Below are 18,164 nucleotides of genomic sequence, written 5' to 3' on the forward strand. Positions count from 1 at the left end.
AACACAGGGAACTGGACAAGGTAAAACAGCAATGGGAGATGGGATGATGATGAATCGAGTCCGCAGTTGGATGGGTGTTGGCGCGCTGCTGGGATGCACGCTCCTTGTGCAGGCGCAGAGCCTGCCCCGGAGCACACCGGAGGCGGAGGGCATTCCATCAAGCGCCATCCTGGAGTTTGTGCAGGCTGCGGACAAGAACGTGGATACGTTCGACAGCTTCATGGTCCTGCGGCACGGCAAGGTCATTGCAGAGGGCTGGTGGAAGCCGAACTCCGCCGAAGCTCCTCACATCCTGAATTCCGTCAGCAAGAGCTTCACGTCCACCGCGGTTGGACTAGCCATCCATGATCACAAGCTGAAGCTGGACGATCGCGTGATGAAGTTCTTTCCTGCAGACGCTCCGCCAGATCCTTCGGCGAACCTGCAGGCCATGACGGTACGTGATCTTCTCACCATGTCCGGCGGCCACGAGGTGGAGCCGACGCGTGACGGCGGACCCTCCGTAAAGCAGTTCCTTGCACAGCCTGTCGTGTTTCAACCCGGTACCCACTTCCTGTACAACACCATGGGCACCTACGTGCTCTCGTCCATCGTCACCAAGGTCACGGGGCAGACGGCGCTTGAGTATCTCAAGCCGCGTCTCTTCCGTCCGCTGGGCATCGAATCTCCCCGCTGGGATGCCAGCCCGGAGGGTAATTCCCTGGGCGGCTACGGCCTGTACCTTCGCACGGAGGACATCGCCAAGCTGGGGCAGCTCTACCTGCAGAAGGGCAAGTGGAACGGCAAGCAGTTAGTTCCGCGTAAGTGGGTTGAGCAAGCCACGTCCAAACAGATCGACAACGCGAAGGAAAGCCACTCGAAGATCGGCCCCGACTGGATAGAAGGGTACGGCTTCCAGTTCTGGCGCTGCCGCCACAATGCCTACCGCGCAGACGGAGCAGGCGGCCAGTTCATCGTCGTCATGCCGGACCAGGACACGGTCGTCGCCATTACCGCGGACACCGGCAACATGCGGGGCGAGCTGAATGCCATCTGGGACCATCTTCTTCCCGGCTTCGGTGACAAGCCGCTACCTGCTGACCCCGCAGGGCAGGCAAAGGTGAACGAGGCGATCGCAGCGTTAGTAGCGCACCCGCATAAGAAGAACTGACACAGCAGGGAAGGTAACCGCACCCATGACAAATGTCTTCGCTAGAAGTGTCTCGCTGCAACAATGCATCACATCAGGAGTGCTATGAACCGGCGTCAGTTTGGTCAATCGATCGCAGCCACTGTCATGGGAGGAGCGCTGGCCCGTTCCGTCGCGCAGGTAGCGGGGCCCGCCGTTTCGGAGCCCAGGTTCTCCTGTGAGATCGCGATGCTGAAGCTCCCCTCCTTCGACCGCTGCATTGAAGTTGTCGCTGAAGCGGGATACCAGGGAGTAGAACTGACGGGCTACTTCCAGACATGGGACGCCGAAGAGAAGCGCCGTCTCATGGCCAAGATGCGCTCCCTGGGCGTCATGATCGACATGCTGAGCGGCCTTCAGGCCAGCTTCGCCATTCCCGGCCAGAGCGAAGAGTTCGTCACCCGTGTAACGGAACACTGCCGCATTGCCAAAGGACTTGAGTGTCCGCAGATCAATATCAAGTCAGGCAAACGCCTCACTGCGGTGGATCCAAACGCGCAGCTCCAGGCAGCGGTCGATAACCTAAAGCGTGCCTCCGATGTTGCGGAAGCAAGCGGCATTAACATCGTGATTGAGCCGATCGATCTGATCGAGAACCCCACCATTTTCCTTACGTCGGTACATGACGGGTTTGACATCGTGCGTGCCGTCAACCGGCCAAATGTCAAAGTGCTGTACGACTTCTACCACGAGCAACGCGGCGGTAACCTCATCGAGAAGCTGGAACAAAACATCGATTGGGTCGGCCTGGTACACATCGCAGACGTTCCCGGACGGCATGAGCCGGGCACAGGCGAAATCGACTACACCAACATCTATCGCACTTTGGGCAAGCTGCACTACAGCCATTTCATCGGCATGGAGTACGCGCCAACATCTGATCCCGTCGCCTCGTTGCGAAAGACGAGACTGGAAGCACAGCAGGCGATGGCAAAGGGTCGTAACATCGCCTGACACGAACGGAGTATGTTGCGCAGATCAAGAGGACGCAAGGCATGACCATGACACATCAACGATGCACCCTGGCCGTTCTGCTGTGCCTAAGTACACTTGCGCCGGCTCTTATCGCGCAAGGCAATTCCAAGAGGCCGCTGGACTATGTGAACACGCTGGTTGGAACCGCGCCTCTCGATCAGCCAAAGCTGATCGGCAATGCGCCGCCTCCGGGCGAGCAGTTGTGCTCAGGGTTCACCAGTCCCGCTGCCACGCTTCCGCACAGCTCCACGGAACTTGGCCCGATCAATGCGAATCTCGATGTGCACTATCTTGCCGGCGTCCGCGCCACCTATTTTTACCCAAACCGGATGATCTATGGCTTCTCCACAGGCACAGGCGGCAGCCCGGTCCTTATGCCCGTTGTGGGTGACTTCACCGTGCCGCCCGAGCGCAGCGGTTCTGTCTATGACAAGTCGCGCGAGAAGGCGTCAGCAGGCTATTACAGCGCCTACCTTGACGACTTCCACACTCAGATTGAAATGACTGCGACCACCTGGACCGGCATCTTCCGCATCACGTTTCCCGCGTCGGACCAGGCCAACATCCTCCTTGACCTTCGCCGCAACGGCGGTGCCGTGGAAGTGGTTGGGGACCGTACCCTTCGCGGCCACAGCGCAGATGGCAGAAGTTACTTCGTCGCGGAGTTTTCAAGCCCCTTCCGGACCTTCGGCACCTTCAAGCAGAATCCACCACGCACGCCGCGCGATCCTCTCATCGGATTCGATGATGTCAATCCCAGCGATCGGTCCATCTCCGGCAACTATGCCGGTGCGTACCTGCGTTTCTCCACCACGGACAAGCAGCAGGTCCTGGTGAAGATCGCTTCCGGCACAAGCTATGAGGCTGCCGAAGCGCGCCTGCACGCGGAGCAGCCAGGATGGGACTTCGATGCGATACATCGTCAGGCGGAAGGGGCGTGGGCAACCAAGCTAAACGCCATTGAGGTAAAGGGCGGCACGGAAAAGCAGCGGCAGCTTTTTTACTCCTGCCTGTACCACTCGCTGTACAGCCCTCGCCTTCTCGCACGCAGCGGTGAAGAGTTCAAGAACGCGCAGAATGTCGCTGAGAAAGCGACATACGACCGCTATGGAGCCGTACCCCTATGGGACACGGGACGCAATCAGATCGTGTTGCTTACGCTTCTCGAACCCCAGACCAAGACGGACATCCTCCGCTCAGAGTTGGACGATGCGCGCGAACGTGGCTACATGGAAACCTCGTTCCACGGCGACAACGCTGTCTTCATGTATCTCGGAGATTGGGAGCGCGGCCTTACGTTCGATTGGCCCGGCGCCTACGAGTATCTTCGAAAGAACGCCATGGATCCCAAGGGACCACGCGGGTATCTGGCGGAGTACATGCAGCAGGGTTGGATCTCGGATATCATTCCCGTCGGCAATCCGAGCCCTCCCTACGCCGGTGGTAAGGCAGGCGCGGCCACCACACTCGAATACAGTTGGGACGACTATGCGCTTGCCCTGTATGCGAAGAAACTGGGCAAGACAGACGACTACACCATGTTCCTGCAGCGCGCGCATAACTACAGGAACGTCTTCGATCCTTCCGTGGGGTTCATCCGCGGTCGCACACAGGACGGCGCGTGGATCTCTCCGTTTGATCCGCGCGAACCGTATTACAACTTCATGATGAAGGAAGCCTCGGGATGGTCGACACTCTGGCTCGTCCCCCAGGATGTGCAGGGGCTTGAGACTCTTCTGGGTGGCCGCGAGAAATTTGCTGCCAAGCTGGATGAGTTCTTCTCCACACCGTACACCGCCAAGGGCATCTGCAGGGATTGCACCGGAGTGATTGGTCAATATGTGCACGGCAATCAACCCGACCAGGAGGCCGCCTATTATTACGACTGGGCAGGCCAGCCGTGGAAGACGCAGGAACTTACGCGAAGGATCCTTGCGCAGATGTACGGCAGCGACCGATATGGATTGGCGTTTCCGGGCATGGACGACCAGGGCTCGACCTCGTCCTGGTACGTGATGAGCGCCCTGGGCTTTTACCCCGTGGATCCCTCAAGCCCGAACTACATTCTGGGCAGCCCCATCTTCGATGAGGCCACACTCCACATGGGCAACGGTCACGACTTCAAGGTGGTTGCGAAGAACAACTCCGCCGGGAACCAGTACATCCAGTCCGCAACGTTGAACGGCAAAGCATGGAACAAAACCTGGTTCAGCCACGCCGACGTTGCAGATGGAGCTGTGCTTGTTCTTACCATGGGGCCGCAACCAAATCGGCAATGGGCAAGCGCTCCGGATGCTGCGCCGCCGTCGATGTCCGACAGCCGCTGAAAAGAACGTTGGATGTTGGGGCAGGTCGTACCAGAACGATGTAGTGAAAGGGTGTCACTCTTGACAAGCTTGTTGCCAACCATCCCGTTCCTTTCCAGCTTGCCAAAGCTTCGTGTATTAGTCGCCTCATGTGTCTGGGTGGGACTTACGCTGTCTGCAGCTGCGCAGCAACCGTTCCAGACGCTCCTGGTCGGGGTCGATCATCGGGCCGATGTTACAAGTCTCAACGGTGACTGGCACTACCTTGTCGACTATCCGCCCTTCCGCGCGCTCTATACGGGAAGCGGCGCGATTAATGATCGCGGCTATGCCATGAACAGCCACCCGGACATCACGAGCGGGCCACACAATGACGAATACGACTTTGCCACGGCTCCTACCCTGAAGGTTCCCGGTGACTGGAACACCCAGGTTCCCCAGTTGTTCAACTATGAGGGAGTCCTCTTCTACGAGCGCGATTTTGATACCACCCCCAAATCCGGCACCCGCACCTTTCTGCACATCGGAGCGGCCAACTACCGCTCGCATATATGGGTGAATCGGAAGCGGGTCTGCGATCACGAAGGCGGCTTCACTCCATTTGACTGTGAACTGACAGGTGTCCTGCATGCGGGATCGAACTTCGTTGTGATCGGGGTCGATGCCAACCGACTGCAGGACGGCATTCCATCCGTTGGATATGACTGGTTTAACTACGGCGGACTGACCCGAGACGTTTCGCTGGTCACCGTGCCTGCCGCCTTCATTGACGACTACGACGTCCATCTTGCCCATGGTTCTTCCTGGCAGCCGGGCAACACGGAGTTGTCGGGATACGTGCATGTGCTGGGTGCGGCCGCTGGAACGTCCGTTACCGTTGACATCCCTGAAGCACGAGCCAGGACCTCTGCCACCACAGATGCCGAGGGCAACGCACGGTTCAGTGTGAAGGCCGCGCGCCTCTCGCTTTGGTCACCTGACTCGCCGAAGCTCTACAAAGTGACTCTTTCCTCAGGCACAGACAGGCTGACGGACGAAATTGGCTTTCGCGACATTCGTGTGGATGGTATCCGCATTCTGCTCAATGGCAAGGCGGTCTTTCTCAAAAGGGTGAACCTCCACGCAGAGGCGCCCATCCGGGGAGGCCGGGCAAACAACGATCAGGACGCGGCCACCATGTTCGGCTACCTGAAGGACCTGAACGCCAACTTTGTTCGGTTGTGCCACTATCCCCATGACGAGCGCATGACACGCACCGCAGACCGTGAAGGCATCATGGTCTGGTCCGAAATACCGAATTACTGGGACATCTCGTTCAAGAAGCCGGAGGTGTACGCGAAATCGTCTGCCATGTTGAAGGAGATGATTCGGCGCGACCGCAACAAGGCTTCCGTGATCCTGTGGTCTCTCTCAAACGAAACGGGCAACAAGCCCGAACGCACGAAGTTCCTGGCCGGCCTTGCTGCTGAAGCACGGCAGATGGATCCCACGCGCCTGATTACTTCTGCCCTGAATACCGACCGCAGAGAAGGCGGCAAGGGAATCCTGGAGGATCCACTCACCGATCTTCTAGACGTAGTTGGTATGAATGAGTACATGGGCTGGTACGGGGACAAAACGGAGGACGCCGATACCATCCAGTGGACGCTTCCGCAGAAGCCATTCATCATGAGCGAATTCGGGGCAGAAGCCCGGCTGGGCAACCATGGTCCTGTAACGCGGCGCTGGACTGAGGAGCAGCAGGCGTATATCTACAAGCATCAGCTCGTCATGTTCGCAAAGATCCCGCAACTTCGCGGAACCACGCCTTGGGTGCTGTTGGATTTCCGCTCCACAACCCGTAACATACCGATTCTGCAGGATGGGTATAACCGCAAAGGTTTGCTCTCGGATGACGGGAGGAAGAAACAGGCCTTCTTCATCATGCAGAAGGCGTACAAAGAGAACACGGTGGGCAAGCCTGAATAGAGCGCGGCATCGCGCTCGCGGCCGGAGCTGTCCTCAAACTACGCGTGCATCCTGCTCGTTACATCAAGGTTCAGCGCAGGTGAGTGCGTCAATTGAAGGAACCCGTGGCTGCACATTCCTCCGAACGATGACAAACGTCGCGCGGTAGCTTCGCCGTCATTATGGCGTTATCGATCACCTGTGCCTACCTGGTATCTCCGGGTCATGTTTGAGAACCATTGACATCGGCTTTTCTAAATTGCGTTCAGCTGCCCATCGATTTCAGAATGCTCTCAAAGAGCAGCCCAATGCAACGGATCACTTACCAAGCTTCGCTCATGCAAGATAGGTGGTATGTGGAACCCTAGCCGGGCGCACATACCACCCCTTTCCGCAACGCGGTTAGAAGATCAGCTTTGCGCCCAACTGCAACTGCCGTGGTGGGTAAGCGCCATTCAGACGGCCGAACCCGCTGTCGGAGATGTTGGAGTCCAGGCCGGAGTAGTTGGTCTTATTTAGCACATTGAACGCATCCGCCTGAATCTTCAGCCGCAACGGCTCCCGGAAGGCGAAGAACTTCGAGACCGTCACGTCGCCCTGCTCCAGGCCGGGGAGAATGACGGTTCCAACGCCGGAGTTGCCGAAGCGTCCCGTCGGCGCCGGCGCAAATGCGGCCGGGTTAAGCCACTGCGCCTGGTGAGAGGCGAGTGTAAACCGGTTGTCTTTCAGGTACATTGCGCCACCCAGATAATCGGCCCTGCGGCCCCCGGTTGCCGTGTTGCCGGAGATGGTCTGGTACGGTCCGCTCTGGATACGTGCCACGGCGACGATCTGGAAGCCGCCGATCGTCTCATGCAGGATCGCGTTCGTCCGGAACGAAGGAAGCTGCCAAACAACGGTCCCCACAAACGCGTGCCGCCGGTCAATGCCCAGCTCGCCGTAGTTGTACTGCAGGCTTCTCCAGTTCGCGGTGTCGCCGCCGTTGCTGGATGAATCACCCAGGGCCTTTGCGTAGGTGTAGCTCACCGTGTAGTTCAGCTGGCCCTTGCGTTTGGTCAGGTAGACCTGCAAGGAGTTGTAGTTGGTATTGGAATCACTCCGGTTTTGGGTGATGCCCGAGAAGCCTTTGTACGGGTTGAAGTAGTTGGTGCTGTAGGAGAGATCTGCCGCAACCGCGGTGAGGTCCGGATAGTTGATGTTGGGGGAACGCAGCAGGTGGTGGCCCACATTGCCGACATACGTAGTCTCCATCAGCATTCCAAGCGGCAGTTCCTGCTGTACACCAAGGCTGTACTGCTCTACATAGGGGTTCTTCAGGTTGGGATCGATGGCGCTGATACCCGCCTGCAGGCCGGTGTTGTTCGGTGTACCGGCGCTGATGTTGTTCAGGTTGGCAAGATCAAATTCAACATTCTGAGAGTATGGCTGAAGGTTCACCTGACTGAAGCCTACGTTTCCCTCGGTGCGGTAGTAGAAGGTTCCAAAGCCTCCGCGGACCGAGATCTTCTCCGTCGGCGCATATGCGAAACCGATACGCGGACCGAATGCGCCATGCATGTGATACAGGCCTCTCGGGGCCACGGCCGGAATCAGGCCATACGCTGCGGTGTTGATGTTGGGAACGCGGGACAGCTGGTCGGACGGAATCGGATCCGCGGTACGGACGAGTCCATTGAACGGGTTACCCGTGCCGGGCACCACCTTGCCGGTCGTTAATACCGTGATCGCATTCGCCGGTACATAGTAGGAAGGGTCGAAGTTGCCATAGTTGTTTGCCTGCGTATACATGGGCAGCAGATCCTGCCAACGAAGTCCGAACTCAAAGCTTAGTTGCCGGGCCGCTTTCCATGTGTCCTGTACGAAAGCCTCAGGCTGACTGAAGCGGAAGTGCCCGACCGGATCGGCATTTGCTTCCGTGTAGCTGCTGAACTGCCCAAGCAATGCATCGGCAATTGCCAGACCACTGGTCTTGGAGTTGCCGCTGGTGGTGAAGTTGAGGTTGCCATTGTAATTGGGCCGTCCATTCTGATCGACGCGGTTCCGGATATAAATGCCGCCGAACTTGATGAGGTGATTCCCCTTGACGATCGACACCGTGTCCCCAGCTTGGATATCCGTTGTCGGTGAGAAGAGCGAAAAGTATGGACCGGAGAATCCGCTGAATCCGGTCACGCTTACTGATGGGATACCGTTCGGGTATTCGCCAGCCCCGGGAAAGAGCTTGTTGTACTGAAACCCATAGGTCGATCGTTCCCAGTTCCTGCCGTAGGGGGGAACGTGCTGAGACACAAAACTAAAGTTGAACGTAGCCTGATTGATGATGTTCGGCCGCACATTCCATGTCTCCGACACAAGGTAGCTCTGTCCCGGGCGATTACGCGTCGTGGGCACCGTGGGCAGACCGCCACTGGAGAAAGTACCAAATGGGTCGATCAGGCTATTGTGATCGCTGATCCAGCGTCCGAAGATGAAGTTCTTGTCGTTGATCCTGTAGTCGAGCCGAACGATATCTTCGCGGAAGTTCAGCGGGTTCGACGGTGTCAGTATCAGGTTATTGCTGGGGAGTGAAGCCACACCCGCAGGCGAGTCAGTGAAAGCGCCGGTCTTTGTGAAAGTGCTGTACACGTTTTCTATCGCCTTGCCGTCCGGCGTGATGTAGGGCCCGATGTTGTTTCCGGGGATCGGCGTCGTCGTTCCCGGAAAGACCAGTTGAAGCGGCTTGCCGCCGGACATGAGGCCCGCGAAGTTGCCACCCAGCATGGCCGTGCTCGGCACGCTCAGGGTCGTGGGATTTTGCTGTTGCCGAAGGCGCTTGAACTCTTCTCCCACGAAGAAGAAAAGCCTGTCGTGTTTCAGCGGGCCTCCAAGAGCGTAGCCGAAATCGTTGTATACGAGGTGTGTCTTGAAGGTAGAGAAGAACGGTGTCGCATCGAATAGATTGTTCCGGAGGGACTCGAAGACCACTCCGTGAAAACTGTTCGTTCCGCCCTTGGTCACGATGTTGAAGGCAGGACCCGAGGTGCGCCCATACTCGGCAGAGAAATTCGAGGTCGCGATCTTTACTTCCTGGATGAAGTCGGGGCCGACATTGTTTACCAGGCTGCCGTTGCTGCCGGAAGCCTGGTTGTAGGCACCGTCCACCGTCAGGTTTGAGGAGTCGGCACGGTTTCCGTTGCTGGTTTGGTTCACGGACGACAGGCTCGTGGTCACCGAGAACACGTCCGGGTTTGTCACTACCGAGCCCGGTATCAACGTAATCAGCTGGATGTAGTTTCGCCCGTTGAGCGGCAGATTTTCCACCTGCTTGGTGTCGATGACATGGGCCACTTCGCCGCTGGTCGTGTTCAAGGTCTCGCCAGGCGCGGCGGAGACGGTAACCGTTTCAGTCGTTGTTCCAATTTCAAGATGGAAGTCTGACGATACGTGGGCGTCTGCCGTCACGGACAGCCCGGTCCTTTTCTCGCCCCGGAAGCCTTCTTTCGCAATCTCGATCGCATATTCACCGATGGGAAGATTGGTCTGGACGTAGAATCCACTTGCGTCGGAGATCAACGTCCGCACGGCTCGAGTTCCCAGGTTGGTGATCGTGATGGTGGCTCCGGGCACGGCTGCGCCGGATGCATCAGTTACGTTCCCTGCAATTTGCCCTAGCGACGTCTGGGCGTTGCCTACGGCGACACTGGCAGATAGTAGTGTGGCCGCAAGTGCTATATTTGTCATCCTTATGATCTGATTTCGCATGGCTCTCCTGGAGTTGAAGCAGCCTAAGCAGCCTGACAACGTTGTCATGTTAACTCTTTAGGCTGCGAAGGAACATATGCTCCTCGCGGGTTTGCTGTCAACGAGGAACCGATGAATTATCAAAACGTTTTGCAAATCCCAGATCCCGTCCAAGGGCGCGTGCTTGGTGAGCAGACTCACATACCTAGCCTCGTTGCGAAAAGCGGGCTGGCTTTGGCCGCAGAGGGTCATGTGCCAGAAGACGAGGCGGCGGCATTGCTTTCTGCTCAACACCTCAATTCTTACCGCCCGGTCGTCACCGCGACGTACACCGGCCAGAGCTATATCCTCCAAAGAAGTCAGAAGCGTACCGTCTGGTATCCGCGCCCAGCAGAACCGTCAGTGCATCCGATTCTCCGGCGACAATGCAACCCGCGTCGACGTGAAGCGCTCGTGCGCTCCGGGCTAAGGCAGGACCGGAGCCAGAGCCTTTCGCGTATGGCAAAATGGCTCCCGTTCGGCGTAATCTTGAAACGTTTCACGCGGTATGGGTGGGTTGTCTTTGCCTTAAGTTATCTGTATGCCTTACGATGAAGGTTTTTCTTGAACTTTATTGCCTTCGGAGATGCCTATGCGTTCGTGCCCCCGTCTTGCGGCCTTGTTGTTCCTCTGTGTGGCCTCGATTGCACACGCCGCCGAAACTGAAGTTCGGTATCTGTCCGGCGTGGGCAAAGACGATCCGGTAAAGTGGCAGTTCCTGTGCGATCACGGACCGAATGCAAACCAGTGGTCCGCCATCGGCGTGCCGTCCAATTGGGAGCTGCAGGGCTTCGGCATCTATACCTACGGCCGGGTCACACCGGCAGGAGGTTGGACCAAGGTTCACGGGGTCTATAAGCGCACCTTTACGACACCTGCTACGTGGCGGGACAAGGCCGTCATCCTGAACTTTGAAGGCGTGATGACCGATACGCATGTCACGGTCAATGGCCAATCCGCGGGTCCGCTCCATCAGGGCGGCTATTACGCCTTCCACTACGACATCACCAGCCTGCTCAAACCCGGCGGTCGGCCGAACGAGATCCAGGTCGACGTGGATGACGAATCCTCAGACGCCTCTGTCAATCGCGCCGAACGCCGTGGCGACTTCTGGAATTACGCCGGCATCTTCCGTCCGGTGTACCTGGAGGCCGTGCCGAAGACGTTCATTGAGCACCTGGCCGTCAACGCCACTGCGGCAGGCGTCCTGGAAGTCGATGCCAGGCTCGCCGACCGGCGCGCTGCGGAATCGTCCGGCGCAACGGTCAGTGTAGAAGCACAGGTGTTCGACCTGAGCGGCAAGCCGGTCGGAGAGCCGGTCACCCTTTCGAACGCAGCCTTCGGAGGCGTGGCACATCTTGCCGGAAAGATCTCTAATCCGCGACTGTGGACCGCTGAAACGCCCAATTTGTACCGGCTGGACGTGCGCCTTAAGGTAAACGGGGCCGTGGTTCACACGGTGCACCAGAAATTCGGTTTCCGCACCATCGAGGTCCGTCCCGGGAAGGGCCTGTTCGTCAACGGCAACCGCATCTTCCTGAAAGGTGTGGATCGCCATTCGTTCTGGCCCGATTCCGGCCGCACCCTCTCGGAAAAAATCTCCAGAGATGACGTCAACCTGATCAAAGAGTTGAACGGAAACGCGGTCCGTTCCAGCCACTATTCCCCGGACCGTCACTTCCTGGACGCCTGCGATGAACTTGGCCTCTATGTGCTGGACGAACTCACAGGCTGGCAGGCGAAGTACGACACCGGCGTCGGCAGGAAGCTGGTGAAGGAGCTGGTCGAGCATGACGTGAACCATCCCTCGATCCTCTTCTGGGACAACGGCAACGAAGGCGGTTTCAACTTCGATCTTGACGCCGACTACGCGAAGTACGATCCACAGGCGCGCTTAGTCCTGCATCCCTGGTCTGAGTTTCCCGTTGGCATCGCGGACACCAAGCACTATCCCACGTACCAGGGGCTGCAGCAGAAGCTCGCTGCCGATCCTGTCCTATTCCCCACGGAGATGCTGCACGGCCTATACGACGGCGGTGCAGGAGCTGGCATGCAGGATTACTGGGACGCCATTCTGAAGAGCAAGGCGGGCGCTGGCGGCTTCGTGTGGGCGCTTGTCGATGAAGACGTCAAGCGTGTGGACAAAGGCGGCATACTCGACTCTCAAGGCAACTATGCGCCTGATGGTATCGTCGGGCCGTACCGTGAGCATGAACCCAGCTTCAATACCATCAAGCAGCTCTGGTCACCCATCATCGTCGCGCCTCCTGACAGCGGGTCACATGCCTACACTGTGACCAACCGCTACAGCTTCCTGGATGCGGGCGGATGCACGTACGAGTGGCAGGCCATTGCGTTCCGCCGTCCCAGTGACGCACAGTCCGGGTCCATGGTGCTGACCTCTCGCATCGACCATGGCCGCTCACTGGCGCCCGGCGCCTCGGCAGCGTGGGATGGATGGGGACTCCCGGCATCCGCATCCGGACGCGGCAAAGCCAGGGCAGACGCCACCCGGCTCATCATCCGCGACGCGACCGGGCGGGTGATCCGGACCTATGTCTGGCCCGTCGAGAGCGCCGGAAGTGCACCGGACGCCACGGCGAAGCCCGGCGGCGGAGCGAAGCCTGCAGTAACGGAGACGCCGGAGGCATTCACCGCGAAGGCCGGCGATGTGTCCATCCAGATCGACAAGACCACCGGGCTGCTGGTGTCCGCCTCGTGGCAGGGACACACATACTCGCTGAAGAACGGGCCCCGCGTCGTTGCCATGGGACCGCGGCCGGTTCCGGTGCGCGGACAAACCACGCCTCCGCCGCAGCCAGCCACTGCGGAGCCCTCGAAGCTGGTATCTCTCACGCATGCCATGGAGGGCGACGATCTGGTCATCTCAGCGGCCTTCGACGGCCCCATGAAGATGCTGCGGTATCGTCTGAAGCCGAACGGTTGGCTCTCGCTTGACTACGTGTACGCCATGAGCGGCCCACACGAGTACTTCGGCATCGGCTTCGACTATCCTGAGGCCGAAGTGAAGGGCATGCGGTTCTTCGGACAGGGGCCGGATCCCGTCTACCAGAATCGCCTGGCCGGTGGAACTCTCGATGTCTGGCAAAGGTCCTACAACAACACCATGGTGGGCGACCCCGATGACCTGAAGCCGGGAGAACACTTTGACTACCCGGTGTTCAAGGGCTTCTACTCCGGCGTGCGTTGGGTGCAGTTCCACACCACTGAGGGCGAGATGACCGCTGCGGTGGAACAGCAGCCTGACTCGCCGGTCTACCTGCAGGTCTACGCGCCCAAAACGGCATCGGCCAAACTGCTTGGGCAGGTCGCCGTGCCGTTTCCGTCCACCGGACTTTCGTTCCTAAATGCCATTCCGGCTATCGGCAATAAGTTTGGCGGGCCGCAAACCATGGGACCCATGGGGCAGTCCGCCATCGCAACGGGTGAATACAACGGCCATATCAGCCTGTACTTCGGACAGTTGCCGAAACGGTAGCGTTTACCTGCTCGAATGAGCACAGTAGCGGGTGTTCTGCATTCAGACGCTTGAGTGCAGACGCCCAAAAAGGAGTTCCTGTCCGATGATTCCTGGTGCACCTCATCGCGATGCCTTGGCGCGGCCTTTCCGTTCGCTGCCCGCACGTCTCTGTCTCCTCCTAGTAGCGGCATGCGCCTGTTCGTCTGCGCAGGTGGATGTACTCACACAGCACAACGATGCTGCCAGAACGGGCGCGAACCTCCACGAAACGGCACTGACGCCGCGCAGTGTGAACCAGGTGGGCTTCGGCATGCTGTTCAAGCGCGCCCTGGATGACCAGCTGTACACCCAGCCACTGGTGGCGACCGGCATCCAGGCAGGCGGCGGCACACGGGACATCGTCTATGTTACGACCGTGAACAACAGCGTGTACGCCTTTGACGCAAACGACCCCGAAGCCGCCCCGCCACTGTGGCACGTGAACTTTGGCACGCCGGCAGACGTTCACAGCGCCGACTTCGGATGTCTGGACATCAACGGCAACATGGGCATCATCGGTACGCCCGTGATCGATAAGGCGGGCGGGATCCTCTATGTGGTCTCGCTCACGCGTGCAGGCGCGGCCGCCGGTTCGGGAACAGGGTACACACAGAGGCTGCACGCGCTGGACCTGGCCACCGGCGCGGATGTGCCGGGAAGCCCTGTTGTCATCAGCGCCCCTGCCTTCGATCCCCTCAGGCAGAATCAGCGTCCTGGCCTGATGCTGGCCAACGGCATGGTGTACGTGGGCTACGCCTCGCACTGCGACAAGGAGCCGTACCACGGCTTCCTGATGGCGTATGACACGAAGACGCTGACACAGGTGGGCGTCTTCAACACCTCGCCCACCGGATCGGAGGCCAGCATCTGGCAATCGGGGCAGCCGCCGTCAGTCGATCCCGAAGGAAACATCTTTGTCGTGACCGGTAACGGAAGCTGGGACGGCATTTCAAACTTCAGCGAGAGTTTTCTAAAGCTGTCGCCTCAGCTCAAGTTGCTGGACTGGTTCACACCGACGAATCACTTCGAGCTCGACAAGGGGGACACCGACCTCGACTCGTCCGGGGCGACGCTGATTCCGGGAACCCATCTCGTTCTGGGCGGCGGTAAAGAGGGCGTGCTGTACACGCTGGACACCCGCAACCTGGGTCACCTGGGCGATGAACATGCGTTGCAGCACTTCCGCGCCACCGCCTCACACCTGCATTCACTTGTGTACTGGAGCAGCGTCAAGAACGGGAACCTGCTCTATGTCTGGGGCCAACGGGACAAGGCCAAGGTCTACAAGCTGCAAGGCAACGCGGTCGCCGAAACGCCGTTGACCGAGAGAGACATCCCCAACGAAGGCCATCCAGGTGCAATGTTGTCGCTCTCGGCAAATGGTGACAAAGACGGAATCCTGTGGGCGGCAATCCACGCAACGGGAGATTCATGGCATGAGTCGCGTCCTGGTGTTCTTTATGCCTATGACGCCGACAACATACGCCACGAGCTATGGAACTCCTTGCAGACGCCAGCCCGGGACGACTGTGGCAGATACTCCAAGATGGCTCCGCCCACCGTCGCAAATGGGCGCGTATACCTGGCAAGCTTCGGCTCGGAGAACATCGGGACCGGTCAGTTCTGTGTCTATGGTCTGCTGCCACCCGCGGGTGCTGCATCGCTTGCTGCGCCGTCAGCGGTTACTGCAGCGGTCGCTGCAAAGCGCTTGATGCTTACCTGGGCTCCAGTGCAGGGTGCGCTTGTGTACCGTGTCCTGAGAAAGAGCACGCTCGACCCCAAGGCGAAGACTGTAGCGATGGGACTTACCAAGCCCTCCTATACAGAACCGGCGCCTGAGCGCGGGGAGTCGATGTCGTATTCGGTAGTTGCTGTGGCTGCGGATGGACGGGTCAGTCCCGTTTCCGGCTCCGCGACGATCGCTTCGCCCAAACGCAAAGAGATGGAGGATTAATCATGACGCTAGGAGTTCGTCTTCTCGCGTGCCTGTTGGTCGCATGGGGCACGTCCGTTGCACAAACACAGGGCAGCGCCCGTAGGTCCTCGCCGTTGCCCGGCAAGGGGCTGGCTGAACATGACTTCCTGTACGCCGGGGAATCGCACGAGCGCGCGCTCTTTCTGGTGCGGCAAGGGAAGGTCGTCTGGTCGTACGACGACCCTGCAGGCAAGGGCGAAGTCAGCGACGCAGTGAGGCTTTCCAACGGGAATGTTCTCTTCGCCCACCAGTTCGGCGTCACCGAGATCACTCCAGAAAAGAAGGTTGTCTGGAACTATGACACTCCGGCCGGTCATGAAGTCCACACCGCCATGCCTATCGGAAAGGACCGCGTCCTCTATATCCAGAACGGCAATCCGGCCGTGTTGCGGGTCGCAACATCGTCACAAATGTGACCGAGCACGAGGTCACGTTGCAGACGAAACATCCCGACAGCACGCATGGGCAATTTCGTCACGCCCGCCTCACGGAACAAGGCACGCTGATGGTGGCGCACATGGATTTGAACAAGGTCGTGGAATACGATTTCGACGGGAAAGAGCTCTGGTCCTTTCCGGCAGTCGTTCCATGGGGCGTCACGCCCCTGTCGAATGACAACGTTCTGATCACGGACCGGGAAGGCGTGCGCGAGGTGACGCGCCGCGGAGACATACCCTGGAGCTTCCGTCCGTCCGACACACCCGCTTACCCGTTTACCAGTCTGCAGCAGGCGTGGCGGCTGCCAAACGGCAACACTGTGATCAACAACTGGATCAACGAGTGGACCGAGACGCCGACAAACGAACCGGGTTCCGTGCAGGCCATTGAACTCACACCCACAAAGCAGGTGGTGTGGGTACTCCAGTCATGGAACCCGCCGGCGAACCTGGGACCAGCCACAACCATACAGTTTCTTGGCATCGGCCCGGCAGCGGAGGACGTTCACTTCGGGCCACTCCACTAGACGGATCGCTCAACGCAGCAGATATCAAGTGAAGAACTGACCCTGGCATGTAGCAGCGATCGCTACCAGGAGTGGACAGCGACCACTTCGGTGGAGATTGGGACCTGATTGATGACCGTGGTGTGCAACACGAGTTGCAAATTCCTCTTCTCCCATCCTCTTGGGAGAGATCCCGTAAGTGCGTTCATCTTCTCCGCGTCGCAGATAAAATTGGCTGCTGCCTGGTTGCTGTAGGTGTTGATACCGGCAATAAAAAGGGCAAAGCTGCCAGTGACCGAATTCGGGATCCGAGACACAATCACGTAGTCTTCGCCCTTTACCCCGTCGGTGCTATTGGATTGGACCCAGACAAGCTTGTGTTGCTGATGATCCACAATTCCACCCTGGTCCAGGCTGTAGCGAAAGCTATCGGTGAGTTCCAAAGTCCACATATTGCTGAACCCACCAATAAGGACCGTCGGCGACGCATGCAGGTCAGTGACGGTGAGATCGCTTCCGTAACGGAGGTCGTATTTCTTGCCCAGGCGGGTCAGTGTCGATGCCACCCGCGCAACAGCGGCCACGTCGCCAAGCCCAATCAGCGAATTATTGGAGACCAGAGAGCTCTGGTTGAGCAGCTTGCCATTCTGGATGTCAGCAATCAGCCCAGAGTTTGCGTTCGGAACACGATGTTCTGATTGGTAATTGCTGATGAACCCTGAGGAGAGGTAATAGGTATAGCTGCCACCGAAATACACGACCGCGTCTTTGGGGCTGCTGGTGAATGGGCTCCAGAAGCGATTGAAGGTGAGTTCCGCCCGCATGTGAATAATCTCGCGCTGTGAGAACCACGCAATCGCAAGCAGACCTGCCAGTAGCAGAGACCATCTCCATGCTGACCATCTGCCCGCCCGCAGGACCAATGGGGCCGGTCCCGCAAGAACCTCCGGCTCAGACGGATCCGGCAGAGCCACCGTGTCCATAGGGGGAAACTGGGGTTGCCATGCTACACCAGCGTCTTCGAGCGGGGAGGACAGGGAATCCGATCGGGATGGAAGCTCTATCGTCTCGAATGTAGCTCGATAGGAGCCATTGGGGATGTCGATGCGAATTCCGCTGCGCGGCTCGCCCTTTTGCATATAGTGCTGCGCTAAACGCTTACGTACCTCTGCAGCCCTGGAACGGACAACGGGATCGTTTCCTGTGTCGTAGTCGGGAGCTCTGCCAAAGACCTCCGATCCAATGACGCGCTCGCGAAGCATGTTTCCTTCACCGTTCAAGGTGTGCTTCACGATGTAGCGCAGCAGTGCCTGACACTGCTTGCTGGAGCTAAAGCTGTGGCCATGCAGAAGCTCTTCAAGGGCCTGTTCTGCAAGAATGGCGTCGATCTCGACAATCATGTACTGCATCTCCGAGACTTTCCAACGGGTGCGTTCGATGCAGAGCGAAAGCTCGCACTGCCGATTGGCGGCATGCAGAAGAGTACTGTACTCCCGAAAAAGAGTACAGCACCCTCCCGCAAATTATTGAAAAAGGAGGCTAAGCCAAGCCGCGAATGGGTGCAGCACCGT

General features: G+C 58.6%; 10 protein-coding genes. 8 read left to right on the forward strand and 2 right to left on the reverse strand.

All coding sequences use genetic code 11. The features are described 5' to 3' along the window. The first annotated feature begins 43 nt into the window (after positions 1-43). The 4 genes from GRAN_RS24150 (at position 44) to GRAN_RS24165 (ending at position 6,417) form a co-directional block, all read left to right on the forward strand. Positions 44-1,150 (forward strand): serine hydrolase domain-containing protein, encoded by a 1,107-nt coding sequence (locus GRAN_RS24150; protein WP_206662842.1) that lies wholly within the window; start codon positions 44-46, stop codon positions 1,148-1,150. A gap of 84 nt (positions 1,151-1,234) precedes the next feature. After that, complete coding sequence (locus tag GRAN_RS24155; RefSeq protein WP_128915636.1) at positions 1,235-2,122, forward strand: hydroxypyruvate isomerase family protein; 888 nt, start codon at positions 1,235-1,237, stop codon at positions 2,120-2,122. 41 nt (positions 2,123-2,163) lie between these two features. Beyond that, positions 2,164-4,470 carry a GH92 family glycosyl hydrolase gene (locus GRAN_RS24160; protein ID WP_241655134.1) on the forward strand — a complete coding sequence of 769 codons (2,307 nt, stop codon included), beginning with the start codon at positions 2,164-2,166 and terminating at the stop codon, positions 4,468-4,470. Between the two features lie 12 nt (positions 4,471-4,482). Further along, positions 4,483-6,417 carry a glycoside hydrolase family 2 protein gene (locus tag GRAN_RS24165; RefSeq protein ID WP_128915637.1) on the forward strand — a complete coding sequence of 645 codons (1,935 nt, stop codon included), beginning with the start codon at positions 4,483-4,485 and terminating at the stop codon, positions 6,415-6,417. Positions 6,418-6,798: 381 nt separating this feature from the next. Here GRAN_RS24165 and GRAN_RS24170 read toward each other — a convergent pair whose 3' ends face one another. After that, positions 6,799-10,137 (reverse strand): TonB-dependent receptor, encoded by a 3,339-nt coding sequence (locus GRAN_RS24170; protein ID WP_128915638.1) that lies wholly within the window; start codon positions 10,135-10,137, stop codon positions 6,799-6,801. A 610-nt stretch (positions 10,138-10,747) separates the two neighbouring features. Between GRAN_RS24170 and GRAN_RS24175 the strand changes: the two genes are divergently transcribed. From GRAN_RS24175 to GRAN_RS24190, 4 genes are all read left to right on the forward strand, one after another. After that, positions 10,748-13,654: a glycoside hydrolase family 2 protein gene (locus tag GRAN_RS24175; protein WP_161571151.1), complete on the forward strand. Its 2,907-nt coding sequence runs from the start codon at positions 10,748-10,750 to the stop codon at positions 13,652-13,654. A gap of 85 nt (positions 13,655-13,739) precedes the next feature. Next, the gene (locus tag GRAN_RS24180; RefSeq protein WP_128915640.1) at positions 13,740-15,629 is read left to right on the forward strand and encodes a PQQ-binding-like beta-propeller repeat protein; all 1,890 of its coding nucleotides are present in this window, start codon (positions 13,740-13,742) and stop codon (positions 15,627-15,629) included. A 2-nt stretch (positions 15,630-15,631) separates the two neighbouring features. Beyond that, positions 15,632-16,066, forward strand: a complete 435-nt coding sequence (locus tag GRAN_RS24185; protein WP_128915641.1) for a PQQ-binding-like beta-propeller repeat protein — start codon at positions 15,632-15,634, stop codon at positions 16,064-16,066. A 17-nt stretch (positions 16,067-16,083) separates the two neighbouring features. Beyond that, positions 16,084-16,614, forward strand: a complete 531-nt coding sequence (locus tag GRAN_RS24190) for a hypothetical protein (RefSeq protein ID WP_128915642.1) — start codon at positions 16,084-16,086, stop codon at positions 16,612-16,614. Positions 16,615-16,676: 62 nt separating this feature from the next. Here the strand turns inward: GRAN_RS24190 and GRAN_RS24195 are convergent, their stop codons facing one another. Then, the gene (locus tag GRAN_RS24195) at positions 16,677-18,002 is read right to left on the reverse strand and encodes a hypothetical protein (protein WP_128915643.1); all 1,326 of its coding nucleotides are present in this window, start codon (positions 18,000-18,002) and stop codon (positions 16,677-16,679) included. Positions 18,003-18,164: the final 162 nt, after the last annotated feature.

It is taken from the genome of Granulicella sibirica, assembly GCF_004115155.1.
GTDB classification, from domain to species: Bacteria; Acidobacteriota; Terriglobia; order Terriglobales; family Acidobacteriaceae; genus Edaphobacter; species Edaphobacter sibiricus.

Bases quoted from the DNA above. Each gene is read 5' to 3' on its own strand.
- GRAN_RS24170 (WP_128915638.1), bottom strand. From the start codon at position 10,137: ATGCGAAATCAGATCATAAGGATGACAAATATAGCACTTGCGGCCACA.
- GRAN_RS24195 (WP_128915643.1), bottom strand. From the start codon at position 18,002: ATGCAGTACATGATTGTCGAGATCGACGCCATTCTTGCAGAACAGGCC.
- GRAN_RS24160 (WP_241655134.1), top strand. From the start codon at position 2,164: ATGACCATGACACATCAACGATGCACCCTGGCCGTTCTGCTGTGCCTA.
- GRAN_RS24175 (WP_161571151.1), top strand. From the start codon at position 10,748: ATGCGTTCGTGCCCCCGTCTTGCGGCCTTGTTGTTCCTCTGTGTGGCC.
- GRAN_RS24165 (WP_128915637.1), top strand. From the start codon at position 4,483: ATGTTGGGGCAGGTCGTACCAGAACGATGTAGTGAAAGGGTGTCACTC.
- GRAN_RS24185 (WP_128915641.1), top strand. From the start codon at position 15,632: ATGACGCTAGGAGTTCGTCTTCTCGCGTGCCTGTTGGTCGCATGGGGC.
- GRAN_RS24180 (WP_128915640.1), top strand. From the start codon at position 13,740: ATGATTCCTGGTGCACCTCATCGCGATGCCTTGGCGCGGCCTTTCCGT.
- GRAN_RS24150 (WP_206662842.1), top strand. From the start codon at position 44: ATGATGATGAATCGAGTCCGCAGTTGGATGGGTGTTGGCGCGCTGCTG.
- GRAN_RS24155 (WP_128915636.1), top strand. From the start codon at position 1,235: ATGAACCGGCGTCAGTTTGGTCAATCGATCGCAGCCACTGTCATGGGA.